This window comes from Paenibacillus kyungheensis, assembly GCF_028606985.1.
Lineage (GTDB): Bacteria > Bacillota > Bacilli > Paenibacillales > Paenibacillaceae > Saccharibacillus > Saccharibacillus kyungheensis.
This window is the reverse complement of sequence record NZ_CP117416.1, coordinates 3352810-3378987: the sequence shown is the minus strand read 5'-3', so window position 1 is coordinate 3378987 and position 26178 is coordinate 3352810. Positions and strand designations below refer to the sequence as shown.

Below are 26178 nucleotides of genomic sequence, written 5' to 3'. Positions count from 1 at the left end.
TTATCATGCTGGTGATAGGAATTATCTTTTTACTACCTTTTATCTGGATGTTGTCAGCATCGTTCAAGCCAGAAGCTGATGTATTCAAATATCCGGTACAATGGATTCCGCATAACTGGAATGTAGTCGAAAATTATCGTGCTGTCTGGTTCGGTGATCCGCCATTTATGCTGTATTACTGGAACTCGATCAAAGTATCGGTGATGACGATTCTAATCTCAGTCATTACCTCAGCAATGGCAGCATATGCGTTCTCCAAAATCTATTTTCGCGGTCGGGATACATTATTTATTATCGTCTTACTGACTTTTATGATTCCAGGGCAAGCGGTACTGGTTCCTCAATTTATTATGTATCGCAGTCTAGGGCTTTTTGATACCCATATCGGATTGGTATTGCTCGAATCGTTCAGCGCACTAGGCACATTTATGTTGCGCCAAGCATTTATGTCGATTCATAGTGAATTTATTGAATCCGCTAAGATTGATGGAGCAGGGCATCTACGGATTTTTGCTCAAATAGCATTACCGTTAGTGCAACCATTTATCGCTACATATGCGATTCTGCGCTTTATCTGGACATGGAACGATTATCAAGCACCGCTGATCTTTCTACGTTCCCCAGAACTATTTACGGTTCAACTAGGAATTAACCGTTTTGCCGATGCGACCGGCGAATACTATTCGCTGATTATGGCAGGTACATGCTCGGCTATTTTACCGCTAGTGATCGTCTTTTTACTGGCTCAAAAACATGTGATTGGTGGCATTGCACTCGGTGGTGTCAAAGGATAAACGTGATTTATTTTTTATATACAATGTATACATTCTAAGGGGGATTATCATGAAATTGAATCTACGATGGAAATCAATGATTATTATAAGTTGTTGTCTACTATTGGTACTCGCAGGATGTGGCCCGGCTAAAGATACAGCAACAACCGCAGATGGCAAAACAAAAATCACATTTTACACATGGTATACCAAAGATCAATTCCATTGGGATGATGTCTATGCAGCATGGCAAAAAAAGAATCCAGATATCGAAGTACAATATGTAGGCTTGTCTGAAAAAAGTGATACCGATGAATATATCAAAAAGTTAGACCTTGCCGCAGGTTCAGGTGATCCGATCGATGTTGTGATGGTCAACAATGCCAATACGTATGCTCAACGTGTCGATATGGGACTATTTGCACCGCTAGACGATCTGATTGATTTTAAATATGAAGATGAATATCTAGCAGACTTCGCTGTCGATGGTAAACGTTATGCACTACCAGGTAAGCGTGCGATTACGTATGTATTGTTAAATAAAGATCGTCTGGATAAAGCAGGCTTAAAAGTACCTACCGATTGGACATGGGACGAATTTCGAGAATATGCCAAAAAATTAACAGCACCGGATCATAGCTACTATGGTGTATACTTCCATACATGGGCATCTCAGACGCTACTAGAACTATTGAATCAACCGGAGAACAATAGCTATCTCAAAGCAGATGGAACATCCAATATGGACGATCCGAACTTTAAGGCATCGTTTGAACTTCGTTATAATGCAGAACATGAAGACAAATCGGCTGTTCCTTATAGCGATGCTATTTCTCAAAAGTTAAACTATCGTGATCAATTTCTAGGTGGATCGGCAAGTATGTTAGTTATGGGAAGCTGGATGAACTCTAATATCGCAGGTAGCAAAGAATCTGCACCAGACTTCAAAGTAGCTGTCGCACCTTATCCCAAAAATAGCGCAGATACCAAAGAAATCTATTCTAGCAATGACTACGATTACTATGGAATCGGTGCAGGTTCAGACAAACAAGACGCTTCGATGAAATTTATCCGCTGGATGACTACAGAAGGTATTCAAGCGCAAGGCACAGATATTTCTTCTTGGCAAAAAGCAGATGTAAGCAAAGCATTGGAGAGTATTATCAACAATGGTACCCATCCAGAAAATGTCGATCTAGACTCACTCATCTATACTTTCAAAGTCAGCAAAGGCATCAACAAAGCTCCTGCTGTCCCATATTTGAGTGAAATCGAACAAGAAGTCAACGCCGAGTTCGAAAAATATATCCTACAAAAACAAGACATCGACACCACCATCACCAACGCCAAAGCCATCGTCCAACAAATCATAGACGCCAACAAAAGCTAATCTATAGCATTTATAGAATCTATACAAAAAAGATAAAATAAAACCAAATCATAAACCAAACGAAAAAAATGAAATGAAATGAATTTCTCTAAAATAAAAACAAGCCTATATACCAACTAAACCAACTAAAAATAAAATCATATCATTCACCTAAACATCCTTATTATAATAACCAAACTCTATACTAAAGCTAAAACAAAGAAATCCCAATCACCACAAAACCAAAAATTCTTATAACACAAACTAATTTCTTTCAGCCCCAAAACGGCTACCCCAAATTAAGAAAGCTTTACATCAAGAAATTGCGTGGGAGCTAAGGAGCGTCGGAGCGGAGGTAAAGGAAATTGTCCTGAAAAAGCGAAGCGGTCGCCTTTGAATAAAAATACCGACCGTTCAGGTCAATCAAGGTATTTTTGTTCAACAGCGATGACAAGGACAATTCCTTCACCGAAGCGGACAACCTCCTTCACGCTCCCACCCACCATTTTTGATGAAAACTTTTAATCCACAATGAAAGGTCATATGAGCATGAAGGCATGGAGGAGAATCTGGCACACTTCACTAAGGGGCAAGCTAATTGCCTCCGTAGCCTGTTGCTTACTGTTAACGATCGGCGCAGGCACAATGTTATCTAGCTGGCTAACCAAAGACATGATGAAAGAAACCGTTTTGCAAAATGCAGGCAATTCATTGGATGCAGCGAATCTGTACTTAACCGATCAGATCAATCGGCTGATCTATATTTCCAATTATCTGTACTTGGATCAAGAACTCAATCTAGCACTCAAATATCGACGTAGCGGAATCTATGTAGGACAGACCGAAGCATCTGATGTTACCAAAAAGCTAGACAATCTTTCTTATGCAGGCGAACAAGTCTATATTTCTGTCTGGACAGGAAATGGTAAAATGGTATATAGCAATTTCCAGTCGGATCAATACCAGCTTGATAAGCTCGATATCCATCAACTGACCAATAGCGGTTCATTTGTAACAGGTGGGAAGCTGAACTTTTTACTTCATCCATCGTATCTGCAATCGAAAGAAGAACCACCAACGTATATGCTTTCGGTAGCTCGCAGTTTACGCTTATTATCAGGTAAAGTCTATGGTTATGTGATCGTAAGTATGAATGAAGAACAACTCAAAGCTGTACTCAATAAATATAATTCTACGATTCAGATGATGATCGTCGGAGCAGATAACAAGATTATTTCTCATCCGAATAACGCATGGATCGGTAGTGATTTTACACAGCTATATCAACAACGAGAAGGTATTCTTGAACTGGAAAGAGACATGTCTGTCGCTGGATGGAGATTGGAAGGATTAGTTCCTTATGGCGTTGCCGCTGAAAAGATTAATCGTATCTATCAAGTGACTAATTTTGTACAGATGGCGGTGTTGATCGTTTTTCTGATTTTGCTGGTACTAGGGATTGCACGTCTGACCCGTCCGATTGTCAAATTAACAGGAGTTGTTCGCAAAATTGATAACGATAATCTCAGTATTCGTTCCGGTATTCGTGGAGAAGATGAAGCAGGTGTACTCGGTCAATCGCTAGATGCGATGTTAGATCGAGTTGAAGAGATGATTATTCAGATAGAATGCGAACAAAGCGAACGTCGCAAAGCAGAACTAGAAATGCTTCAAGCACAGATCAATCCTCATTTTCTTTTTAATATTTTGGGTGCGATCCGGATGGATCTATTGTTAAAAGGTTCTGAAGAAGCGGCAGTGTTACTAGGCTCACTATCTTCATTGCTACGCATGACAGTGAATCGGGGCAATGAGTGTATTCCACTACAAGAAGAAATAGAAACGGTACAACATTATATTCGTCTAGTGGATTTTCAGCGCGAAGTTAAAGTACATGTAGAAATGGAATTAGCTACAGATACGGTCGGTATCTATGTTCCTCGATTTATTGTTCAACCGCTGGTTGAGAACGCTTACCATCATGGATTGTCGAAGTACGGCGGTATTTTGTGGATACAATCCTGGTTGAAAGATAATGTGCTATGGATCAGTATTCGTGATAGTGGCGAAGGGATGAATGAAGAACGTTTGCAAGCGGTACAACAAGTGATAGATCAGATTCAGAAACCAAACATAGAATACGCTCAACATCCTTTATCATTATCAGCATCTACACATACGGACTTATCCAAAAGAGATGTAGCAACAGCAGATACAGACAACACGAGTGAACAGGCATCATCCGATCATAGCTCAGCAGAATACAAGTCAAGTTCACCCTCTGTGCCTGCCATTTCAGGAATTGGTTTGACGAATGTGATCCGTCGTTTGCAAATGATCTATGGTTCTGCTGTACAAGTCCACATCGAAAGTCATCCCGGCGAAGGAACAGAGATCAAGATCGGATTGCCGCATAAGCAATAGATTGGAGCCCTAGCTATAGAACATAATTTAGCTTGAGATATCAAAGGAGGTTGATGATGATGTATAGCGTCATACTGGTCGATGATAGCATGCCCGTACTTCATTATTTGTCTCGTGCTGTCCCGTGGGAGCAACTCGGCTTTCAATTAGCAGGTTCTTTTAGTGATCCAGAGGAAGCGCTTACTTATGGACAGGAACACACTCCAGATGTATTGATTACCGATATTGGAATGCCTAAGATCGATGGGATTCAATTAATTTCCACGCTCAAGCAGACACATCCATCACTAATGTCAGTCATTATTTCTTGTCATGGAGAATTTGCTTATGCACAACAAGCGGTGAAGCTAGGTGTACAAGATTATTTGCTCAAAGAAAATCTAACCGCAGATCAATTGGTACCTATTCTTGAACAGATACGCCAGCGACTGGATCAAGCTCAATCGCATTCCAGTGAACATCAACGACTACAAGAAGATCATTTGCGACATCGATTATTAATTAAGCGCAAATTCACCAGTGAATTGCTATCTGGCAGTATTCAAGATGAAGAGTATGGGATTCAGCGATTGACTCATTTCGGATTAGACACACGTGGTAAATTGATGCTACCTGTCTATTACACTGTCACAGCCAATGAAGAGCGCAAACAGCGATTTCATGATCTAGATTTGCTTTCATTTACTGTAGAAAATATCGTCGAAGAAATAGTAGAACATTCAGGAACCGCTGTGCATTTGAGCAAAAGCCCTGGCGAAGGCTTTATCTGGTTTGCTTTGCCGATTCGCTCTAGTGCTGAACAAGAAAAAATACTGCATGAAGTGATATACCAATTGATCTATAGTGTGCAGAAATTTGCCAAAGCAGAGATTGTTACCGTATGTGGTTCCAAAACAATGCATTTGCAAGAAGCGATAAACGATACTATTCAATTGCAAGCAGAAGCTGATCGTTATTTTTACTTACCACCATCTACACTATGCGATACTAGCTATCGACTAGATTTTCAAAAAGAAAGTGATTTATTTGCCAATTATGGAACTGCGGCAGAATCATTGTCATTGGCACTTTTGCCTGATGGTGAGATTAATCTCTGGATTAACAATTGGATTGAACGCCTCAAGCAAGAACGTTATCATCCAGAAACAGTCAAAACATTTATGCTCAAATTAGCAATCGACTGGCAATTAAAGCAACAACAATTGCATGAGCGACCGTTTGCTTTTTCTGTAGAAGAATTACATCGTGAAATGGGGCATATTCGTCATATCCATGAACTTACCGAATGGATGAATATCCGCTTTGGAGCGCTGGCTGTATTATCAAGAGATTGGACATTACAAGCGCATTGTCGCTCTGAAATTATTCATGCTCGCAATTATGTCGAACAACATATGAATCGTCTGGTCAAATTAGAAGAGGTGGCAGAACATTTGCATTTGAATGCCAGTTATTTTAGTCGATTATTCAAAAAAGAAACCGGTGAGACCTTTATCGAATATGCGACCCGTGTCAAAATGCAACGTGCTAAAGAATGGATTACCGCAGGAAATGGTACAGTTGATGAAGTATCCCAGATGTTAGGTTATCAGTACAAAAGTTATTTTCTCAAGCTATACAAATTGTATACAGGGCATACGCCTGTGAAAAGCAAAGGAGATACGATATGAATACTACAGCACCGACCGTCTGGCAGACAGAAGCATGGAATTGGGTCGTTCAACAAACATCCACCACAGCCACAGTGATTCAAGATCAATTTCCTCATGTGGCTGAACAAGGTGAATATGATCGTCGTGAAGCAGAGTGGTGGACAGCAGGATTTTGGCCGGGATTGTTATGGTTGGTGCATTCTACACCTGCACGCCCGAATTCAGCTACAGATTCCTCTACGCAAGAACAAGCGATTAACAACCGCATCGATGTCTCTGCATGGGCGGAAAGTTGTGAAGTTCAATTGGAGCAATGTCTCTATGATCCAGAAAAAGTCGATCATGATCTAGGATTCACATGGCTTCTTAGCGGAGTAGCACATTACCGATTATCCGGTAATTTAGAATCTCGTCGTCGTGGATTGTTAGCAGCGAATCTATTAGCCGCCAGATATAATGTGCGTGGTCGTTATATTCGTGCATGGAATTTTGGTTCTACTTTTATGGATACACGCGGGGTTGCTATTATTGATAGTATGATGAATCTACCGCTACTGTACTGGGCATCCAAAGAAACAGGAGATCCACGTTATCAAGCACTTGCAATAGAGCATGCCGATACGATAGCAAAAGAATTTGTACGGGAAGACCATTCGATCTGTCATGCAGTTGAATTTGATCCATTTACCGGAGAAAAGGTAAAAGAACATGGCGGACAAGGATTCGCTCCCGGTTCCGCATGGGCTAGAGGAACAGCATGGGCACTTCATGGATTTGCTTTGTCTTATGCCTACACAGGAGAACAGCGTTATCTGGAGATTGCCAAGCAGACAGCTCAATTTTTCCTGACCGAATTAGGCGAAGACATTGTGCCTTTTTGGGATTTTCGTGCACCGGATGAGCATCGGATAGCTTGGGATTCGTCAGCCGCAGCCATAGCAGCCAGTGGATTGTTAGAACTGGCTCGCCATGTACCCGAGCAAGAGCAATCTTTTTATCAACGTGCAGGTGAATTATTAGTGCAAGGATTATATGAACAATTTTCGTCGCGAGAAACAGGGGGCGAAGGATTGATCTCCAAAGGAACGGTTCATTATCCAGAGCAGAAGTATCTAAATGTCTCGATTATTTATGGAGATTACTTTTTTGCAGAAGCGTTAGTGAAACTTCAAGGTAAGCAAGGATTGTTCACACCGGAAGCTTATTGAAGAATAGGCTTGATCTATCTGTAACGTAAATAGATTGACGATTATTATCATTTGTGGAACTATAAAAGGGTACTGATGTACCTGATAAGTATTAATCTATTGTTAGTATTAAACCGGGCGCATACTGTTGCCCGGTTTGTTGATGTTACAGATACAGTGTATACCATAGCGATCATCGTAAAATATGATAGGGTGTGGATATAACCTGTATAGGTAGAATCCAATGATGATCAAGCAACATACCCAATAATGAATAATAATGTATAACAGAGGAGAATAACGATGACTGAAGAAGAGCGAATTTCTTTAGAACAACAACTGAATGAGTTGTTAACACGATCAGAATGGACAGCAGGTGATGCTCCTTTAATTGAGCAATTACTTCATACGTTACAGACCGTGTCTGCCGAAAATAAACGTCTACGTACAGCATTGCTTAAAGTGAATGCTCAACAGCCCAAAATGTCCAGTCGTTTACGTGATGCATTGTACGAATAATTTTTCTGAAAAAATCACGAGTAAACACATCATTGTGATACGAATACATTGCATAGAATAGTTAACTACCGGATATAAGACTATTACTTTACAGCTATCCCGATCAATAACAAGCCAGCTTCTCTACCCACTGTATTTCATAATCAGTTGGATAGGAGAACTGGCTTGATATGGTTTATACAACTCATACAGGTAGAACAGTGTGGCAAAAAAGCATGGTTGACAGACATATTGTTAACCAGTAAACTATTATTATTAACCGGTTAATAATGTAAAAAGGAGTGCAGTTATGAATTCAATGCATGAGAAAGCATTTCAAGCGGTAGAGCAGCTATTGCTGAAACGTGAAGATAATATACAGCGACAACAGCAACTGGCTGAACAAATGGCAGCAGAGATGGAGGCGCCCGCTCGCAAATGGACGATTACGCAGTTACATCTATTGTCTATTTTGCACATCCAGGGAGAGGTAAACAATATGAATCTGGCTGAGCAATTACGCATTTCACGACCAGCTGTTACAAAAGCGACCGCTATACTTCTGAAGCATGAGCTAATTCGAGAAGTGCGCAGCCCCCATAACCTGAAAGAAGTCTATTATACACTTACACCAACAGGCGAGCAGCTCGCCACCATTCATGAACGACTTCATGATCGTCTACTGGAACAATATGAGCAGTTGTTTAGTCAGTTTGATGAGGCAGAACTGTCTACAATTATTCGCTTTTTGCATACGTGGACAGAGTATATATAATGACTTTGATATTTGATATCAATATGGCTTAGTAGCTGAATCTGCCTGAATGTACAAAAACGCGCGCATCTAATGAAATATAGATAAATCACTTTTATACAAACTGGAGGATTACACAATGATTAGACAATTAAACAAATCCGAAGCAATGATATTTTTAAACGGAATGTACCGCGATATTGTTATCGGTATGGATGATACCTGTATTGATCAGTATTTTGTACCAGAATACGTACAGGTTACCGATGGTGTATGTAGTGATCTAGCGGAATTTAAGCATCATATTCGTATGCTGCGACAAGAGTTACAATCTGTACAAATTTCGCCATTTACCCATTATGTGTATGACGAACCGTTACAAACAGCCACTTTACGTTATACAGTCGATGTGGAAAAGAAAAACGGCAAGCGTGGACAGGTGGAGCTAATTGCTATTTTTGAGCTACAAGGAGAGAAGATACTGCGTTGCTATGAGTTGTCCTGTCCGTTAGACCAAAAAGCTGAATTTAAGGAAATTGCCAGCTTGAGCTAACGCTGTAGAAGTTCCATAATCTCCATATTCACTACAACATGCTCACTGTCCAATCGCAGTCCTAAATTGTAGCTGTCTGGCATCAATAATTTATGACCGATTACGAGTAAATGATTAAACTGAATCAAGTGAGCCAGTTAAGGACTATTGCCTCTGCTTATACCTAATGATTCGCCTTACAGCATTGATTGGAATCGTGTTCTTTATCTGGTTGTTGGTAGGATTATTGATCTACTTCGCTTGTGGACGTAATTATAGTATAATCTCTCTCAACGAAAATCCTCTGAATTGTGGTCTATTCCACAGTTTAGAGGATTTTTTATATATAATTATTCATTCTATGCCGACCCCACATTATGATATGCTAAAATAGTTCAATCAAGAATTGATTATAGCTCTTCAACCATAGGATGCGGCGGCATTCTTTTTTTGCATTTATATATGATCGACCACATACAGATGAGCAACTGTTGCCGATATCGTAGCATAGGAGAAGCCTGTTTCCTCATGAAATAAGGAAGCAGGCTGCTCCTATAAGTGGGTCAAAATCGCCTCATTTGTAAATCATAATGTATTATGTTCTTGACGGTAGTGTTCATGAATCAGCTCTCCTTTGGATACCTAAAATGAATAACCATATACAAAGTTGCTGAATAGTCTCGATACTTTGCAGCCGTTCAATCATTTCCTGCATCTGTGTATCATTGAACATCATGAACAGGCTGTGCAGTACGGTAATGAGCGCAGCAGCATAAGAACTGAGCAGACTTGTAGCTATAGATATGTTAAAATAGACGGGCAACATAGAGGTTGCACCAAAAGGATAGATGAGCCGAGCATAGTTGAGCTGAGAAAGGAATTGAGCTGAGATGAGTGAAAAGTTACAGGCAGGTGGTCTTCATTTAGATCGGATTATATTTATAGGCAGAACGTACAATGAGTATATGTCGATGTTTGATCTAACCAAAGAGCAGTTGCAAGGACGGCGAATATTGGATTGTCCAGCAGGTGCATGCTCGTTTACAGCTGAAGCTTCAAAGCATGGGTTGGATGTGATAGCTACAGATATCGCGTATACATTTGATACTGATGCTCTGCACGCTAAAGGAACACAAGATATTGCCCATATGTTAGAACATATGCAGACGGCACACCATGAATATGACTGGACGATGATGGGAACGGTAGAGCAATTAGGAAATACACGACTATTTGCACTGGAAACGTTCTGTAAGGATCGAGCACAGTATGATCAACGTTATATTCCGGCTACTTTGCCACAGTTACAATTACCGGATAAGTCTGTAGATTTGACGTTATCAGCTCATTTTTTGTTTATGTATGCAGATCGGTTAGATTTGTCGTTTCATATTCAATGTTTGCGTGAGATGATGCGTGTAACTACCCAAGAAATACGCATTTTTCCGTTAGTCAATCTGCAAGGAGAACGTGTTTCTTTTATAGAAGAAGCGATCTTTACAGCAAGTGCAGGAGAATGGATAAGCGAAGAAAAGCCGACGCCTTACATTTTTCAAAAAGGTGCAGAATCAATGCTTATTTTAAAACGAAAATTGTAAAATACTCAGTTTAACGCAATAGTATTGTATATAGATATAGAAAAGAGAGTGACTGTTAACGATGACGATTAATTGTGATATTGCAATACTAGGTGGAGGAACAGGTGGCTATGTGGCTGCGATTCGTGCGGCTCAATTAGGGAAAGAAGTAGTGATTATTGAACAGGATAAATTAGGCGGAACTTGTCTACATCGCGGCTGTATTCCAAGCAAAAGCTTACTGCGTAGTGCAGAGGTGTTTGCACTTATGCAAGAAAGCGAAGACTATGGCATCGCAGCAGACAATATCACATTACAATTTGCCAAAGTACAAGCCCGTAAGCAAGGTATTGTCGATCAATTGCATCAAGGTGTACAGTATTTGATGCGTAAAAATAAAATCAAAGTTGTTCAAGGTAAAGGACGTGTAATCGGGCCTTCTATCTTTTCTCCGCAAAGTGGAGCAGTTGCTGTAGAGTATGAAGATGGCGAAATGGAAACGGTAGTCTCCAAAAATCTAATTATCGCTACAGGGTCTCGTCCTCGTGTTCTTCCAGGTCTTGAAGCAGATGGTCAACTTATTCTGAATAGTGATCATGCGCTTCAATTGGAATCATTGCCTGAATCGATGTTAATTGTCGGTGGCGGTGTGATCGGAATGGAATGGGCTTCGATGTTAAGTGATTTTGGTGTGAAGATTACTGTGGTTGAAGCGGCTTCTCAAATTCTACCTGCTGAAGATCAAGAAGTGGCTCGCGAATTGCGTAAATTGCTCGAAAAACGCGGAGTAACTATTTATACAGAAGCGACTTTGCTTACAGATACATATGCACCTGCATCGGATCAACAGCAATTATCAATTACGATCCGTCATCAAGAACAAGAGCATGTGTTAACCGTATCCAAAGTACTGGTATCGATCGGTCGCCAAGCTAATGCCGAAACGATCGGACTTGCTAATACCGATGTACAGATCGTGAACGGATTTATCAAAGTCAATAACAAGATGCAGACTACAGAATCACATATTTATGCAATTGGCGATGTCATTGGCGGGCTTCAATTAGCACATGCAGCCAGTCATGAAGGCATCGCAGCAGTGAATCATATTTGCGGAGAAGAGGTTCACTACAATCCGCTTCAAGTCTCCCGTTGCGTCTATACACGTCCGGAAGTGGCAAGCACAGGTATTACAGAACAAGAAGCAACAGCGCAAGGAATAGATGTCAAAGTAGGCAAGTTTCCTTTCAAAGCGATCGGTAAAGCTCTAGTCTATGGAGAAAGTGACGGTTTTGTGAAAGTGATCGCCGATCGTAAGACAGATGATCTGCTCGGCGTTCAGATTATAGGACCACAAGCGACCGACTTGATTAGCGAGGCGGCACTGGCGCAATTCCTTGATGCCACGCCGTGGGAAGTTGCTCAGACGGTTCATGCTCATCCGACACTTGCCGAAATTTTGGGTGAAGCGATGTTAGCTGTAGATGGTAAATCTATCGGAATGTAATCTTAATTCTACTCTTTTTGACACTAAATATAACGATTTATAAGCGAAGATGGAGAAATCCGTCTTTTCTTTTTGCCCGTGATGTGATTATAATAGGTTTAGGCTCAAGTCTTAGTACCAGGTTTTAAGACAAGCATTAACCTGTACTTGAAGTCGAACAACCCGATTGTTGAATAATCTGTTCCAGTAGCTTAAAATAACTGATCAAAGGTTGTTGTAGTGACGGACACGTATTGTACAATCTTCTATTTTAATCAAAAAGACAAGCTAGCTTCGCTATAAAGCTTATCTAATTTTAAGGAGGTACCTGCTATGAAAGCGGAAGGTACTATTGACCAACAAACTAGACATGAACAAATAGGATTGACCGATGCTCAAGCAATCGAGATGTACAAATATATGCTTTTGGCACGTAAATTCGACGAACGTTGTCATTTATTACAACGTGCAGGTAAAATCAATTTCCACGTATCCGGTGTAGGACATGAAGCGGCACAAGTGGGTGCTGCATTTGCTCTGGATCGGGAAGAAGATTATTTTTTACCGTATTATCGTGATTATGGATTCGTTCTATCTGTCGGTATGACAGCACGTGAATTGATGTTGTCTGCGTTTGCCAAAGCAGAAGATCCGAATAGTGGTGGACGACAAATGCCAGGTCACTTTGGTAGCAAACGTCTACGCATTGTGACAGGTTCCAGCCCGGTAACGACTCAAGTTCCTCATGCAGTCGGTGTTGCACTTGCAGCCAAAATGAAAAAGAAAAAGTTAGTTTCTTTTGTTACATTTGGTGAAGGATCAAGCAATCAAGGTGATTTCCACGAAGGCTGTAACTTTGCTGGCGTACATAAATTGCCAGTTATTATGATGTGTCAAAATAACCAGTATGCGATCTCTGTACCTGCACATAAGCAGATCAGTGGTAAAATCAGCGACCGTGCATTAGGTTATGGATTCCCGGGTGTACAAGTAGATGGTAATGATGTGCTTGAAGTATATCGTGTTACCAAAGAAGCGCGCGAACGTGCGATCAATGGTGAAGGACCTACTTTGATTGAAGCGATGTTATATCGTCTGTCTCCGCACTCTACATCAGATAATGATCTGGCTTATCGTACTCAAGAAGAAGTCGATGAAAACTGGAAAAAAGATAGCTTGCCTCGTTATAAAAAATACCTGATGGATTGTGGTATTTGGACAGAAGAGCAAGATGCAGAATTAAGCAAAGAATACGTTCAAATTATGAAAGAAGCTACGGAATATGCGGACAATGCCCCTTATCCGCGTGCTGAAGATACATTGCTGCATGTGTTTGCAGGCGATGAGGAGGGTAATCAGTAATGGCTATGATGGAATATATCGATGCAATTCGTCTGGCAATGAAAGAAGAAATGGCGCTGGACGATAATGTATTTGTTTTGGGAGAAGATGTAGGACTTAAAGGTGGCGTATTTACAACCACCAAAGGATTGCAGGAACAATTTGGAGAAGATCGTGTAATGGATACACCGCTTGCAGAATCTGCTATCGCAGGTGTAGCCATCGGAGCAGCGATGTACGGGATGAAGCCTATCGCAGAGATGCAATATTCTGATTTTATGTTACCAGCAACGAATCAAATTATTAGTGAAGCTGCCAAAATTCGTTACCGTTCCAATAACGATTGGAGTTGTCCATTAGTAGTACGTGCTCCTATCGGAGGTGGCGTATTCGGAGGTCTTTACCATTCTCAGTGTATGGAATCTGTATTTTTTGGTACAGCAGGATTAAAGATTGTAGCACCTTATTCGGCTTATGATGCTAAAGGTCTATTGAAAGCCGCTGTTCGTGACCCTGATCCAGTACTCTTTTTTGAAAATAAAAAATGTTACAAACTAATCAAAGGTGATGTACCTGATGATGATTATGTTGTGCCAATCGGTGAAGCGAATCTGCTACGTTCAGGCGATGATATTACAGTGATTAGTTATAGCTTACCGTTACACTTTATTATGCAAGCGGCAGAAGAATTAGAACAAGAAGACGGCATTACCAGTCATGTTCTGGATCTGCGTACGATTCAACCTTTAGATCGTCAAGCAATTATTGATGCTGCTCGTCATACTGGTAAAGTATTGATTGTGCATGAAGATAATCTAACAGGCGGTGTAGGCGGAGAAGTTGCGGCGATTATCGCAGAAGAATGTTTATTCGAACTAGATGCGCCTATTCGTCGTCTTGCTGGACCGGATACACCACCAATGCCTATCAATCCACCGCAAGAGAAATTCTTTATGTTGAACAAAGATAAAGTAAAAACAGCTATGCGTGATCTAGCTTTATTTTAAAATGAACGAATGACTTTAACGCTGATGTGTTGATGCCATCAGCGTAACTATACAAATTGTGAGAAGATGTTTGCATAGCAAAATATCTAATCCTTTAGGAGTGAAATGATATGTCTGCAAAAGGAAATCCGACAGATGTGGTAATGCCACAACTTGCGGAATCTCTTGTATCTGCAACGATTGCCAAATGGCTCAAACAACCAGGCGAATCTGTAGATCAATATGAACCGATCTGTGAAGTGATCACCGATAAAGTCAACGCTGAGATTCCTTCTGTATTAGAAGGTATTATGGGCGATATTATTGCATTAGAAGGTCAGGAAGTAGCTGTCGGTGAAGTGATCTGTCAGATTCATACCGAGCAAGCACCATCTGCGACTACAGAAGATATTTCTCCAGCCTCACCTGAAATTACAGTGCATGATGATCTACCTGCAGAGACGTTAGCAACACCAGCTACTTCTCAATCCGCATCATCTGTAGCATCTACACCATCTGCACGTCCGGCAACAGCTCAAAGTTCTAATAATGGATCAATGAGTGGACGATATTCACCTGCTGTCCAGTCTCTTGCAGCAGAACATAATGTGAATCTATCCGGTATTCAAGGTACAGGAGCAGGTGGACGTGTTACTCGTCGTGATGTGCTCAAAGCATTGGATAACGGCACAGCTCATACACCAACAGCTACACCTGTTTCGAATAATAGCAATGCAGCACAGCAAGCACCTTCAACAGCTAGCAATACAACAGCACCAACAGCCGCAAATATGCCGACGTCTTCTACTGAATATGAAGTACGTCATTCCGGTATTCATTTATCAGAGACACCAGCTATTCCTAAAATCGTTATGGAAGAAGATCAAGCAAATCAATTGGGTCAAAGCGAGCATTTGATCAATGTTACACCTCTTCGTAATGCGATTGCACGTAATATGCGTCAAAGTGTATCCGAGATTCCACACGCATGGACCATGATTGAAGTCGATGTAACGAATCTAGTTATGTTACGCAACAAAGTAAAAGATGAATTTAAGCGTAAAGAAGGCATCAATTTAACCTATCTATCGTTCTTACTCAAAGCGGTAGTCAATGCGATTAAAGATTATCCAATTATGAACTCTGTCTGGGCAGTTGACAAAATTATTGTCAAACGCGATATCAATATTGCGCTTGCTGTAGGTACAGAAGATTCAGTGATGACGCCTGTTATTCACAAAGCAGATCAAAAAAATATCGCTGGTCTTGCCCATGAAGTTGAAGATTTGGCACGCCGTACACGTGATGGTAAGCTCAAATTGGATGATATGCAGGGCGGTACATTTACAGTGAATAATACGGGTTCGTTTGGTTCGATTTTATCGTATCCGATTATTAACTATCCACAAGCAGCGATTTTGACATTTGAATCGATTGTCAAAAAACCTGTTGTTATTAACGATATGATTGCTGTTCGTTCAATGGCGAATCTATGTCTATCCTTAGATCATCGTATTCTAGATGGTGTTATCTGTGGACGTTTCTTACAACGTGTCAAAGACAATCTGGAAAGCTATAATACCGATACAAAGTTGTATTAAGAACCTCAATACGGTAAATTAAGATAAAGGTACACTACAATAGAATAGTCATCAGGGAAGGGACGTGTCTGCATATGAGTAAATTCATTCAAGTCTCCTATACGCCCTCGATGGATTACGCGCAAGCGTGGGAGAAGCAGAAGGAGATTGTTCGCGGGATTGATGCCGGTGAGCAAGAGGAACACCTTCTGCTTCTTCAGCATCCACCGACGTATACTATCGGTTCTCAGCGTCATCCAGAACATTTGTTATGGAATGAACAAGAGCTGGCAGAGCGAGGCATTACACTGTTTCAGATTGATCGAGGCGGTGATATTACATACCATGGCCCAGGACAGTTAGTCGGTTACCCGATTCTGTTACTGGATGCCGCCAAAGGCATCGATCCTCATCGATATTTAAGAACACTGGAACAAGTTATTATTGATTATTTAGCAGAGCAGGGTATTGAAGCTGGACGCAAAGAAGAATACACCGGCGTATGGATCGGTGATCTCAAAATCGCTGCGATAGGCATTAAATTTAATAAATGTCGTCATCGTAAAGGGTTTATTACCAGTCATGGATTTGCGTTTAATATTTCTTCGGGGATTCAAAATGAAGGGTTTAGCGGTATAGTTCCATGTGGCATCGAGCAATATGGAGTGACTTCGCTGGAGGATATCACCGGCCGTACATTTACAGTTGAGCAAGTGGCCCAGGAGATTTTGCCACATTTTATGCGCCATTTTGAGTATGCACAGCCGGACGAACCATTATCCTTATAAAAACGGTTGAATGACCATCAGTAGAGTAGAACCGACCATTGCAATCAACATGATATAAATAAAGACTTTGAACCATTTTTTCTTTTCCATAAGTGTACTCCTTTATGTCTGTAAAATAGGGATTGGTACATGTACCAATCCATCTCATCATACCGATTATAAGGCTATTTTGCAAAAGGAAGTACGCGAATATGTGTATATTTACGTAAACTCAAAGGGGCGAATATTGTGATATCTGAATCTCGTTTAATAGAAGAATTTAAAGAGCTTGTCCAAATTGATAGTGAAACCAAACAAGAACGTGCAATAGCCGATCATTTGACTGAAAAGCTAATCGCTCTTGGATTCACGGTGATTGAAGACGAATCTGCTGCTAAGACCGGTCATGCGGCAGGGAATTTGATTGCGACATTGCCTGCTAATACAGACAAAGCAATTCCTAAATTATTTTTCACTTCTCATATGGATACAGTCAAGCCGGGTATTGGTATCGTACCGGTTATCGATGAAGCTGGTTATATTACAAGTTCTACCGATACGATTCTAGGTGCAGATGACAAAGCAGGCATCGCTGCTCTTTTTGAAATGATTCGTGTATTAAAAGAACAACAAATCGAGCATGGGCAGATTCAACTGATTATTACTGCGGGTGAAGAATCAGGTCTGATGGGTGCACGTTCAATGGATTCATCTTTGGTCGATGCTGACTTTGGCTATGCGCTTGATTCCAATGGAACAGTAGGTACAATTGCTGTGGCTGCACCTACTCAAGCACGCATCGTTATGGAGATTTTCGGCAAGTCTGCTCATGCAGGGGTAAATCCTGAAGATGGCATCAGTGCGATTCAAGTGGCTGGCAAAGCAATCTCACGAATGAAATTAGGACGGATTGACCATGAGACTACTGCGAATATTGGTAAATTTGAAGGCGGCGAAGCAACCAATGTAATCTGTGATTATGCACGCTTGGAAGCAGAAGCACGCAGTCTTGTACATGAAAAAGTAGAAGCGCAATTAGCGGCTATGAAGCAATCTCTAGAGAGCACATGTGCTGATTTTGGAGCGACCGGTAAATTTCAAAGTGTTATCGTCTATCCAGGGTTCAAATTTACAGAAGATGATGCAGTAGTACAACTGGCGCAACGTGCAGCGAGCAAGCTAGGCGTACCTAACGATATTTTCCATACAGGCGGCGGTAGTGACGCGAATATTTTCAATAGCTTTGGGATTCCGACAGCGAATCTAGCGGTAGGCTACGAATTTATTCATACAACAGATGAGCGTATTCACAAAGACGAATTGATTCGTGCAGCCCATCTAGTAACAGAAATTGTACGTGAGACTGCTCAATTAACAGAGTGGAAATAAAACAACCAACGTATTGAACGATAAACGATAAGTGGAGGAATTGAGATGACAGCGAACAAAGCATTAGACGAAATTACACTGTCCACCGAATCTATCTTTGAAGGGAAAGTAATCTCTTTACAAGTGGATACTGTACAACTTCCCAATGGTAATACCAGTAAGCGCGAGATTGTTCGTCATCCGGGAGCAGTAGCTGTATTGGCAATTCACAATGATCGTATGTTAGTCGTAGAGCAATATCGTCAAGCATTAGGTCGGACAGAAGTGGAAATTCCTGCTGGTAAATTGGAAAAAGGGGAACAACCTGAAGAAGCGATCAAGCGTGAACTGGCAGAAGAAACAGGCTATCGTTGTGATCAAGTGACCTTGCTGAACTCCTTTTATACATCACCAGGATTTGCAGATGAGATCATTCATTTATACCTTGCTGAAAATCTAGAAGCAGGTGAGCTCAATCCAGATGACGATGAATTTCTGGAAGTGACAGAGATTACACTGGAAGAAGCATATGAACAGATTCGTGACGGACGTATTAGCGATGCGAAGACGATTATGGCGGTACAAGCTTGGCATCTAATCAAAGTGACAGGCAAACCAAGTCTGTGAGTGAATTGCAATCTGTCTACGCTGATCTTCATATTCATATCGGTAGGAGTGAAGATGGACAACCGGTGAAGATCAGTGGTAGCCGTAATCTGACTTTTGCTAATATCGCCAAAGAATCTTCAGAACGCAAAGGAATCGGATTAACTGGAATTATCGATTGTCATTCTCCCGGTGTACAGCAAGATATCCGCAACTATATCGCTAGCGGTGAAATGGTCGAAGTGCCCGGTGGAGGGATTCGTTATCAGGATACAACCATTCTACTGGGTTCAGAGATTGAGATACGTGAACCTGGTTATCATGAAGCCCATGTACTGGTCTATTTTCGTGATCTAGCGACGATCACTGACTTTAGTCAATGGATGAGCAAGCATATGAAAAATGTCCAACTAAGTTCACAGCGTCTGTATGTATCGTTTCACGAATTACAGAAGCAAGTGAAACAACGTAACGGCATTTTTATGCCTGCTCATATGTTTACTCCGCATAAAGGAATCTACGGAAGTACAGTAGCACGTATGAGTGAAGTGTTAGATTTGAATCAGATAGATGGTGGAGAACTGGGGTTAAGTGCCGACACTACGATGTCTAGTTATATTAGTGAACTTGATCGCTATCCGCTACTGACTAACTCAGATGCGCATTCACTTGGCAAAATTGGACGGGAATACAATATTTTTGCGATGCGTGAAGCAAGTTTTGATGAATGGGTATCGGTATTACGCGGAGAAGAAGGACGTCATATTGTTGCGAATTATGGACTAGATCCTAGACTTGGCAAATACCATCGTACGTACTGTATGAACTGTAATAGCATTATTGATGATGCTTCACCGGCTATTGAGCGTTGCCCTTATTGTGGTAGTACCAAATTAACAGTAGGTGTGATGGATCGGATTCTTCAGATTGCAGATCGAGAACAATCGATTGTTGATCCTAAGCGTCCTCCATATCATTATCAGGTGCCCCTTTCATTTATTCCGGGCTTAGGACCTGCGAAGATGAATCGATTGCTGGCTGAATTTGGGACAGAGATGAATATATTGCACCAGAGTTCGACTCAACAACTCACCGATATTGTAGGTGCTGAAATAGCTTTGTCGATTGTTCAAGCGCGCAGTGGCGAACTGCTGTTAAGCTCCGGTGGTGGCGGAACATATGGCAAAGTCATGAAGAAGTAACATCATAGCATATTGACGTGATAAACTTAGGGATTTGCTTTGAATTGCAAGCAGACACACCTGTTCTAAAAAGTTTGACTTTGTCAAAGAATTCCCCCTATAATAATAGAAGTGAGCATTTACACGATGCAGTGATTTCCACAGGGGGAGGTATAGAATGGAAGCACGGATCGATAAAATTAAACAACAATTGCAATCCAAAGGTTATAAATTAACGCCCCAGCGGGAAGCCACCGTTCGAGTGCTTCTTGAGAATGAAGAAGATCATCTAAGTGCAGAGGATGTCTTCATGTTAGTGAAGCAAAAAGCTCCCGAAATCGGTCTTGCCACTGTGTACCGTACCCTTGAACTTCTGAGTGAACTGCATGTCGTGGAAAAAATCAACTTCGGTGACGGTGTAGCGCGATATGATTTGCGTACCGACACCAGCAAGCACCATCATCATCATCTTATATGTGTGCAATGCGGAAGTATGGATGAGATCCGCGAAGATTGGCTAGGACCACTCGAAGAACGACTGGATAAAGAATTCGATTTTACGGTTCTGGACCATAGACTCGACTTTTACGGAATTTGCTACCGTTGCAAAGACAAAAACGATAGCAATCAAGACGAACAACCTGACAACTAAAATGGATACCAGAGACTCTCGCCCGATATTTGGCTGTTCGGGAGAGAGTCTTTTTGCCGTAACCATTCCTATGAAGGGACCTGATTTCCGATGAATGAATATTTGCAGACGTTTATCCGCTATTTAGCCGAAGAAAAAGCACTATCTCGAAATACCCTAGAATCGTACCAACGTGATTTGAATCAATTTCTAGAATTTGCAAAACAGCGCGATTTACAAACGCCGGATCAAATTCGTAAAACACATATCGCTCTTTTTTTAGGAGAAATGAGACAAATGGGGAGAGCATCGTCCACGATTACGCGGATGACTGTTTCAATTCGTTCATTTTGTCATCATCTTGTAAGAGAAGGGATTATTCAGCAAGATCCTTCAGTACATATGGAAGCGCCCAAAGCAGAAAAGCGTCTACCGAATGTGATGACGATCGAACAAGTAGGACATTTAATCGATGCTCCTGACCGTCAGTCACCGCAAGGCAGACGTGATCGTGCCATGTTAGAAATGTTGTATGCTACAGGTATACGCGTTTCTGAATTAATATCGGTCAATGTCGATGATGTGCGTCTGGATTTGAAGTTTTTGCGCTGTGCGAATAATGCAGGCAAAGAACGGATTATTCCGATCACAGGTGTCACAGCGAAGCGTGTAGGTGAATATATAGAACAGGGTCGCCAGCAACTCATTCGTAATCATCCTGAAGAACTGGCACTCTTTGTGAATCAGCTTGGCACAAGACTTACACGACAAGGCTTTTGGAAAATTATCAAAAAGTATGCTCGTGAAGCTGGAATAGAAGCAGATATTACACCTCATACGTTGCGTCATTCTTTTGCGACTCATCTGTTGGAGAGCGGAGCCGACTTGCGTTCAGTACAAGAAATGTTAGGACATGCTGATATTTCGACGACTCAGATTTACACACAGGTATCCAAAAAGAATATGAAAGATGTGTATGAAGCTCACCATCCACGTGCCAATGTAACCTGATTCACCACAGAATAGGGAGGCATTGATCATGACACAATCAGACACACGGTTTAAACGTATTAGCGTTATTGTAATGGATAGTGTAGGTATCGGTGAATTACCTGACGCATCGAAATTCGGTGATAAAGGTGCACATACATTAGGTCACATTTTGGAACAAGTTCCAGATATTAAGATCCCTCATTTGCAACAATTGGGACTCGCAAATATTACGTCTTTATCACCATTGGAACCGGTAGAACAACCACAAGCGTATTATGGCAAAATGGCACAAACGTCGATCGGCAAAGATACGATGACCGGTCATTGGGAAATGATGGGCTTGCAGATTAGCTCTCCATTTAATACGTATCCACATGGGTTCCCTCAGGATCTAATCACTGAACTCGAAAAGCTTACCGGTAGACGTGTAATCGGTAACAAATCAGGTGCAGGGTTAGATATGATCGAACAATATGGCGAAGAACAGATGAAAAGTGGAGCATGGATCATTTATACTTCTGCCGACAGTGTGATGCAGATAGCGGCTCATGAAGATATTATTCCACTAAATAAATTGTATGAAGCTTGCAAAATTGCACGTCAACTGACCATGTCGCCTGAACATTCTGTTGGACGTATTATTGCCCGTCCTTATCGCGGGGAACCTGGACAATTTGTGCGTACCGCCAATCGTCGTGATTTTGCGGTGAATCCACCAGAACCTACTATATTGAATACACTGCAGAACTTTGGTTATGATATTATTTCAGTCGGCAAAATCAACGATATTTTCTCAGGTCACGGCATCACAGCAACCCATCCGACCAAAGGAAATGAAAATGGGATTCAAGTGACAACCAACTTGTTGCGACAGGACTTTAACGGATTGTTATTTACCAATCTGATTGATTTTGATTCGTTATACGGACATCGTCGTGATCCGCAAGGGTACGCTAGAGCATTAGAACAATTCGATCAAGCTTTGCCTGATATGTTATCTGCTATAGGTGAACAAGATTTGCTGATTATTACCGCAGACCATGGTAATGATCCGGTGCACAAAGGAACCGATCATACACGCGAGTATGTACCTTTGTTAGTCTATAGTCCATCTCTTCAGCCGGGTACGGATCTAGGCATTCGGGCTACGTATAGTGATATTGGTGCCACGATTGCAGATAATTTTAGAACAGGTGGTCCATTGCATGGAGAAAGCTTTTTAGATAAATTAAAATAACATGCAGACGACTATGTATATAGTGGCTTGCAGTCATTTTATAAATGAATAGATATTCAAGGAGGATATAGTAATGACAACTATTACACAAGCAACGATTCAAGAAGCAGCTGCTTATATTCGTAGTCAAAGTGATATCAAACCAGAAATCGGATTGATTTTGGGTTCAGGCTTAGGTATTTTAGCAGATTTGATCGAAGATAGCGTAGCGATTGATTATCATCATATTCCACATTTCCCTGTATCGACAGTAGAAGGTCATGAAGGCGAATTGTTACTAGGTACGATTCAAGGTCGCCCTGTAGTGATGATGAAAGGTCGCTTCCATATGTATGAAGGATACGGCCCGGAAGTAACAGCATTCCCTGTACGTGTTATGAAGGAATTGGGAATCTCTACATTGCTGGTTACCAATGCAGCGGGTGGCGTAAATACTTCTTACGAGCCAGGAGATCTGATGGTACTGAGCGATCATTTGAATATGACAGGTCGTAACCCATTGATCGGACCGAACGATTCTGCACTAGGTGTACGTTTCCCTGATATGTCTGAAGCGTATAGCCGTCGTCTACGTGCGGTATTCAAAGAAACAGCAGCACAACAAGGCTTGAAAGTTCAAGAGGGTGTGTATGCTGGATTGCTTGGTCCAACGTACGAAACGCCTGCTGAGATCGTGATGTTGCGTACATTAGGTGCAGATGCTGTAGGAATGTCTACGGTGTCAGAAACGATTGTAGCGCGTCATGCAGGGATCGAAGTATTAGGTATTTCTTGTATTACGAATATGGCAGCAGGTATTTTGGATCAACCGTTATCTCATGATGAAGTAATGGAGACAGCTGATCGTGTACGTGATCAGTTCTTGAAATTGGTATTGGCGATTATTCCTCAAATGTAATGGTTTTGGGGTGGTTTTGAAGATGACTGGGGTGGGTGGAGACCGCTACAAGAAAAAATGATTCTTACCGTCGCTGTTGAAATGGAATCCCTTGATTAGACTGCGATACAGTCGGGATTCCACTTCAAAGGCGACTTTCAGAATGATTTTTTCCTTTCGCTCCGCTGAGGAAGACCGCAGTCATGAAACAAAAGCCAGATTTATGGTGGGGTTGGCAGGTAGTGAATAAGTAAGTTAAGTGCTTGAAAGAAGGATAATGTGAAAAAGGCTTCTGAATCCTATGGTATAGGATTGGAAGCTTTTTTTCGTTATTTGATGATATGAAAAGGATGTAGTATTCGAGAGAATTTATGTTAGATGGGAAAAATAATGATGATTGTTGGTCATGATTCCTTTCGTTTTTAGAAGTAGGCTGATTTCAAAATGGGTTTTGAAATTAGTTTGATTTAAGAATAGCTTATTTATGAAATGTATTTAAGCTTCTTTATAGATTTTTTGTATAAGAATGGGGAATATTACTTGTTTATGGGTATGGTGATATGATTTTATAGATGTTAGATAGATTTTTTTATTTTAAATATTTTGTTTTAGCTATTTATAGGTTGGCAATGATTGCAGGATAGAAATAATTGTGAATGTATAATGGGATTAAAAAAATCTCGCTAGGTCATTATGATCTAGCGAGATTTTTGATGGTTTATCGTTTTATTGTCATAGTGCAAATAAGCTTGGAGAAGAAAGTGATGCTTGTTTTACTTAGGATTCGCCTGCATCAGGGTCGGGGGCTACAGTGGGTTGTTCTGTAGGTGATGGCTCTGGTATAGGCGTTGAAGAAGGGTTAGCATCTTCTGTTATGATTTCTGCTGCTGGTGACGGAATAGTTGTGTCTGGACTGGTTAGTATTACAGTGTCTCCTTTTTCATTCATAGTCATTGCTATTCCTGTCAATTGACTAATCAATGAAATAGGTACATATACGGTTCCATCTACATTTATGGGTGCGCCTTGAAGTGCGGACGATACGCCGTTAATTTCAGCGGCTGTTTGGTTTAGTGTAAATGTGGCTGTCCCGGAAGCGCTGGATGTTGCTGTAATCTTCTGGTTAGCTTGATCCCAGAAAAAAGCGAATCCGTACAGTGTGAGTAATGGTTTATAAGAAATATAAGCAACTTTGTTTTGGACAAAAGCAGGGATTTCTTTTTTCACATTTACACCATCTAAAGTGACATTTAAAGATCGACGTAATGGATTAGCTGGTGGCTGTGTTGGTGTTGTCGGTGAAGCAGGTGTAGTTGGATTCTTTTTCAACCAGAGTGAATATCCTTCTTGAGCAATCCATAGTCCGACTTTTTTATTTCGTTGCCATTCTTCGTTGAAAGCAGATAAAGGCAAATTGGTCTCGCCTGTTTTGATTCCGATCTCCGGTGTAAACGCAGGTCTGCCAAAGGTAGTGATAAACCAATCCGTATATCCGCCACCAGAAGGGTTGTTGTTCGGACGCACCTGTCGATATCCGGTAAAGCTTGTGAAGATGTTCGCTAATCGTTTATCACGACTGAGATTTTGTGGAAGGGTATGGAAATTCCAATACAGAATACGTCCTGCAGAATGATACGAAACAGCGATCTCAGGATCGATTTCGTATGTAAATGAAGTGGTCGCTTGATTTTCAGCAGTCTGAACAGCAGATGTTCCTTTATGGTTTTTCCAGAATGGATATGGAATATTATCTTCTATCGTGCGCCAATAAGCATCATACTGGCGATTCGGGTCGATACCTTGAGCATTAGCTTTCCAGCGTTTAAAGTTGGTGCTTCCGCCATTCATTTGTACTAACGCTTGCCGAACTGAAGCTGGAAAAGCATCGGTTCCTTGCTGTTGTAATGTTACTCCATCTGGATTGACCATTGGGACGAACCAGATCGTTGTCCGGTCTAAAATCTGACGTGTATTATATCCTTCAAATGGACGATTGGCGCTATACGCTATCGCATATTGTTCTAACATATACATATTGATTGTAGTCGTCATCCATTCGCGGGCATGATGAGAACCATTGATAAATACAGTAGCTTGTCCATGACCCAGTCCTACTGCCCATATATCACGACCATATTTGGTTTTACCTATCGATTTGTACTGGATCAGATCAGGATACTTCTGAGCTAACGATTGAATATGGCGGGTCATCGCTGCATATGTATAGGTGACAGACGGGTTAACCACCGTATGATTTGCCGCTTCTGCTACATTCTGCAATAGTAGAGTCGGTACAAATAGTATAAATGTAAGCATAAGGTATCCAATCTTTTTCAATGCCATCCTCCTCGGTAAATAA

General features: G+C 41.2%; 23 protein-coding genes. 21 read left to right on the top strand and 2 right to left on the bottom strand.

What is annotated here, in order from left to right; translation table 11 throughout:
- Positions 1-5 precede the first annotated feature (5 nt).
- The 14 genes from PQ456_RS14440 (at position 6) to lipB (ending at position 16947) form a co-directional block, all read left to right on the top strand.
- Complete coding sequence (locus PQ456_RS14440; protein ID WP_273616327.1) at positions 6-794, top strand: carbohydrate ABC transporter permease; 789 nt, start codon at positions 6-8, stop codon at positions 792-794.
- Between the two features lie 49 nt (positions 795-843).
- The gene (locus PQ456_RS14435) at positions 844-2163 is read left to right on the top strand and encodes an ABC transporter substrate-binding protein (RefSeq protein ID WP_273612921.1); all 1320 of its coding nucleotides are present in this window, start codon (positions 844-846) and stop codon (positions 2161-2163) included.
- A 528-nt stretch (positions 2164-2691) separates the two neighbouring features.
- A complete protein-coding gene (locus tag PQ456_RS14430; protein ID WP_273612920.1) occupies positions 2692-4566 on the top strand; it encodes a sensor histidine kinase in 1875 nt (624 codons plus the stop codon).
- A gap of 56 nt (positions 4567-4622) precedes the next feature.
- Entirely contained in the window at positions 4623-6236 is a 1614-nt protein-coding gene (locus PQ456_RS14425) for a response regulator transcription factor (protein ID WP_273612919.1), read from the top strand.
- Positions 6233-7426, top strand: coding sequence for a glycoside hydrolase family protein (locus tag PQ456_RS14420; protein ID WP_273612918.1), 1194 nt, complete (start codon positions 6233-6235; stop codon positions 7424-7426). The genes PQ456_RS14425 and PQ456_RS14420 overlap by 4 nt, the downstream gene beginning before the upstream one ends.
- 282 nt (positions 7427-7708) lie before the next feature.
- The gene (locus PQ456_RS14415; protein ID WP_273612917.1) at positions 7709-7924 is read left to right on the top strand and encodes a hypothetical protein; all 216 of its coding nucleotides are present in this window, start codon (positions 7709-7711) and stop codon (positions 7922-7924) included.
- Between the two features lie 289 nt (positions 7925-8213).
- On the top strand, positions 8214-8678 hold the full coding sequence (locus tag PQ456_RS14410; RefSeq protein WP_273612916.1) for a MarR family transcriptional regulator: 465 nt from the start codon (positions 8214-8216) through the stop codon (positions 8676-8678).
- Positions 8679-8796: 118 nt separating this feature from the next.
- Positions 8797-9210, top strand: a complete 414-nt coding sequence (locus PQ456_RS14405; RefSeq protein ID WP_273612915.1) for a nuclear transport factor 2 family protein — start codon at positions 8797-8799, stop codon at positions 9208-9210.
- 869 nt (positions 9211-10079) lie between these two features.
- Entirely contained in the window at positions 10080-10787 is a 708-nt protein-coding gene (locus tag PQ456_RS14400; RefSeq protein ID WP_273612914.1) for a class I SAM-dependent methyltransferase, read from the top strand.
- Between the two features lie 61 nt (positions 10788-10848).
- Positions 10849-12273, top strand: coding sequence for a dihydrolipoyl dehydrogenase (gene lpdA, locus PQ456_RS14395; RefSeq protein ID WP_273612913.1), 1425 nt, complete (start codon positions 10849-10851; stop codon positions 12271-12273).
- Between the two features lie 312 nt (positions 12274-12585).
- A complete protein-coding gene (locus tag PQ456_RS14390) occupies positions 12586-13614 on the top strand; it encodes a thiamine pyrophosphate-dependent dehydrogenase E1 component subunit alpha (RefSeq protein WP_273612912.1) in 1029 nt (342 codons plus the stop codon).
- Positions 13614-14600: an alpha-ketoacid dehydrogenase subunit beta gene (locus PQ456_RS14385; RefSeq protein WP_273612911.1), complete on the top strand. Its 987-nt coding sequence runs from the start codon at positions 13614-13616 to the stop codon at positions 14598-14600. Before PQ456_RS14390 ends, PQ456_RS14385 begins: the two co-directional genes overlap by 1 nt.
- 110 nt (positions 14601-14710) lie before the next feature.
- Positions 14711-16180: a dihydrolipoamide acetyltransferase family protein gene (locus PQ456_RS14380; protein ID WP_273612910.1), complete on the top strand. Its 1470-nt coding sequence runs from the start codon at positions 14711-14713 to the stop codon at positions 16178-16180.
- A gap of 74 nt (positions 16181-16254) precedes the next feature.
- A complete protein-coding gene (gene lipB / locus PQ456_RS14375) occupies positions 16255-16947 on the top strand; it encodes a lipoyl(octanoyl) transferase LipB (RefSeq protein WP_273612909.1) in 693 nt (230 codons plus the stop codon).
- Here lipB and prli42 read toward each other — a convergent pair.
- On the bottom strand, positions 16942-17037 hold the full coding sequence (gene prli42 / locus PQ456_RS14370; RefSeq protein ID WP_137220660.1) for a stressosome-associated protein Prli42: 96 nt from the start codon (positions 17035-17037) through the stop codon (positions 16942-16944). The genes lipB and prli42 overlap by 6 nt on opposite strands.
- 138 nt (positions 17038-17175) lie before the next feature.
- Here prli42 and PQ456_RS14365 point away from each other — a divergent pair, with 138 nt between their 5' ends.
- The 7 genes from PQ456_RS14365 (at position 17176) to PQ456_RS14335 (ending at position 23840) form a co-directional block, all read left to right on the top strand.
- Positions 17176-18315 carry a M20/M25/M40 family metallo-hydrolase gene (locus tag PQ456_RS14365; RefSeq protein ID WP_273612908.1) on the top strand — a complete coding sequence of 380 codons (1140 nt, stop codon included), beginning with the start codon at positions 17176-17178 and terminating at the stop codon, positions 18313-18315.
- A gap of 45 nt (positions 18316-18360) precedes the next feature.
- Complete coding sequence (locus PQ456_RS14360; protein ID WP_273612907.1) at positions 18361-18921, top strand: NUDIX hydrolase; 561 nt, start codon at positions 18361-18363, stop codon at positions 18919-18921.
- Complete coding sequence (locus PQ456_RS14355) at positions 18882-20102, top strand: endonuclease Q family protein (protein WP_273612906.1); 1221 nt, start codon at positions 18882-18884, stop codon at positions 20100-20102. Before PQ456_RS14360 ends, PQ456_RS14355 begins: the two co-directional genes overlap by 40 nt.
- A gap of 157 nt (positions 20103-20259) precedes the next feature.
- Positions 20260-20733, top strand: coding sequence for a ferric iron uptake transcriptional regulator (fur, locus tag PQ456_RS14350; protein WP_273612905.1), 474 nt, complete (start codon positions 20260-20262; stop codon positions 20731-20733).
- A 90-nt stretch (positions 20734-20823) separates the two neighbouring features.
- Positions 20824-21723, top strand: a complete 900-nt coding sequence (gene xerD, locus PQ456_RS14345; RefSeq protein ID WP_273612904.1) for a site-specific tyrosine recombinase XerD — start codon at positions 20824-20826, stop codon at positions 21721-21723.
- 28 nt (positions 21724-21751) lie between these two features.
- The gene (locus tag PQ456_RS14340) at positions 21752-22942 is read left to right on the top strand and encodes a phosphopentomutase (protein ID WP_273612903.1); all 1191 of its coding nucleotides are present in this window, start codon (positions 21752-21754) and stop codon (positions 22940-22942) included.
- Positions 22943-23015: 73 nt separating this feature from the next.
- On the top strand, positions 23016-23840 hold the full coding sequence (locus tag PQ456_RS14335; protein ID WP_204823471.1) for a purine-nucleoside phosphorylase: 825 nt from the start codon (positions 23016-23018) through the stop codon (positions 23838-23840).
- A gap of 756 nt (positions 23841-24596) precedes the next feature.
- Here PQ456_RS14335 and PQ456_RS14330 read toward each other — a convergent pair.
- Positions 24597-26156: a M14 family zinc carboxypeptidase gene (locus PQ456_RS14330; protein WP_273612902.1), complete on the bottom strand. Its 1560-nt coding sequence runs from the start codon at positions 26154-26156 to the stop codon at positions 24597-24599.
- Between the last annotated feature and the right edge of the window lie 22 nt (positions 26157-26178).

Bases quoted from the DNA above. Each gene is read 5' to 3' on its own strand.
- PQ456_RS14415 (WP_273612917.1), top strand. From the start codon at position 7,709: ATGACTGAAGAAGAGCGAATTTCTTTAGAACAACAACTGAATGAGTTG.
- PQ456_RS14390 (WP_273612912.1), top strand. From the start codon at position 12,586: ATGAAAGCGGAAGGTACTATTGACCAACAAACTAGACATGAACAAATA.
- xerD (WP_273612904.1), top strand. From the start codon at position 20,824: ATGAATGAATATTTGCAGACGTTTATCCGCTATTTAGCCGAAGAAAAA.
- PQ456_RS14420 (WP_273612918.1), top strand. From the start codon at position 6,233: ATGAATACTACAGCACCGACCGTCTGGCAGACAGAAGCATGGAATTGG.
- PQ456_RS14410 (WP_273612916.1), top strand. From the start codon at position 8,214: ATGAATTCAATGCATGAGAAAGCATTTCAAGCGGTAGAGCAGCTATTG.
- PQ456_RS14360 (WP_273612907.1), top strand. From the start codon at position 18,361: ATGACAGCGAACAAAGCATTAGACGAAATTACACTGTCCACCGAATCT.
- PQ456_RS14425 (WP_273612919.1), top strand. From the start codon at position 4,623: ATGATGTATAGCGTCATACTGGTCGATGATAGCATGCCCGTACTTCAT.
- PQ456_RS14340 (WP_273612903.1), top strand. From the start codon at position 21,752: ATGACACAATCAGACACACGGTTTAAACGTATTAGCGTTATTGTAATG.
- PQ456_RS14435 (WP_273612921.1), top strand. From the start codon at position 844: ATGAAATTGAATCTACGATGGAAATCAATGATTATTATAAGTTGTTGT.
- lpdA (WP_273612913.1), top strand. From the start codon at position 10,849: ATGACGATTAATTGTGATATTGCAATACTAGGTGGAGGAACAGGTGGC.
- prli42 (WP_137220660.1), bottom strand. From the start codon at position 17,037: ATGGAAAAGAAAAAATGGTTCAAAGTCTTTATTTATATCATGTTGATT.
- PQ456_RS14335 (WP_204823471.1), top strand. From the start codon at position 23,016: ATGACAACTATTACACAAGCAACGATTCAAGAAGCAGCTGCTTATATT.
- fur (WP_273612905.1), top strand. From the start codon at position 20,260: ATGGAAGCACGGATCGATAAAATTAAACAACAATTGCAATCCAAAGGT.
- PQ456_RS14380 (WP_273612910.1), top strand. From the start codon at position 14,711: ATGTCTGCAAAAGGAAATCCGACAGATGTGGTAATGCCACAACTTGCG.
- PQ456_RS14385 (WP_273612911.1), top strand. From the start codon at position 13,614: ATGGCTATGATGGAATATATCGATGCAATTCGTCTGGCAATGAAAGAA.
- lipB (WP_273612909.1), top strand. From the start codon at position 16,255: ATGAGTAAATTCATTCAAGTCTCCTATACGCCCTCGATGGATTACGCG.
- PQ456_RS14440 (WP_273616327.1), top strand. From the start codon at position 6: ATGCTGGTGATAGGAATTATCTTTTTACTACCTTTTATCTGGATGTTG.
- PQ456_RS14430 (WP_273612920.1), top strand. From the start codon at position 2,692: ATGAAGGCATGGAGGAGAATCTGGCACACTTCACTAAGGGGCAAGCTA.
- PQ456_RS14405 (WP_273612915.1), top strand. From the start codon at position 8,797: ATGATTAGACAATTAAACAAATCCGAAGCAATGATATTTTTAAACGGA.
- PQ456_RS14400 (WP_273612914.1), top strand. From the start codon at position 10,080: ATGAGTGAAAAGTTACAGGCAGGTGGTCTTCATTTAGATCGGATTATA.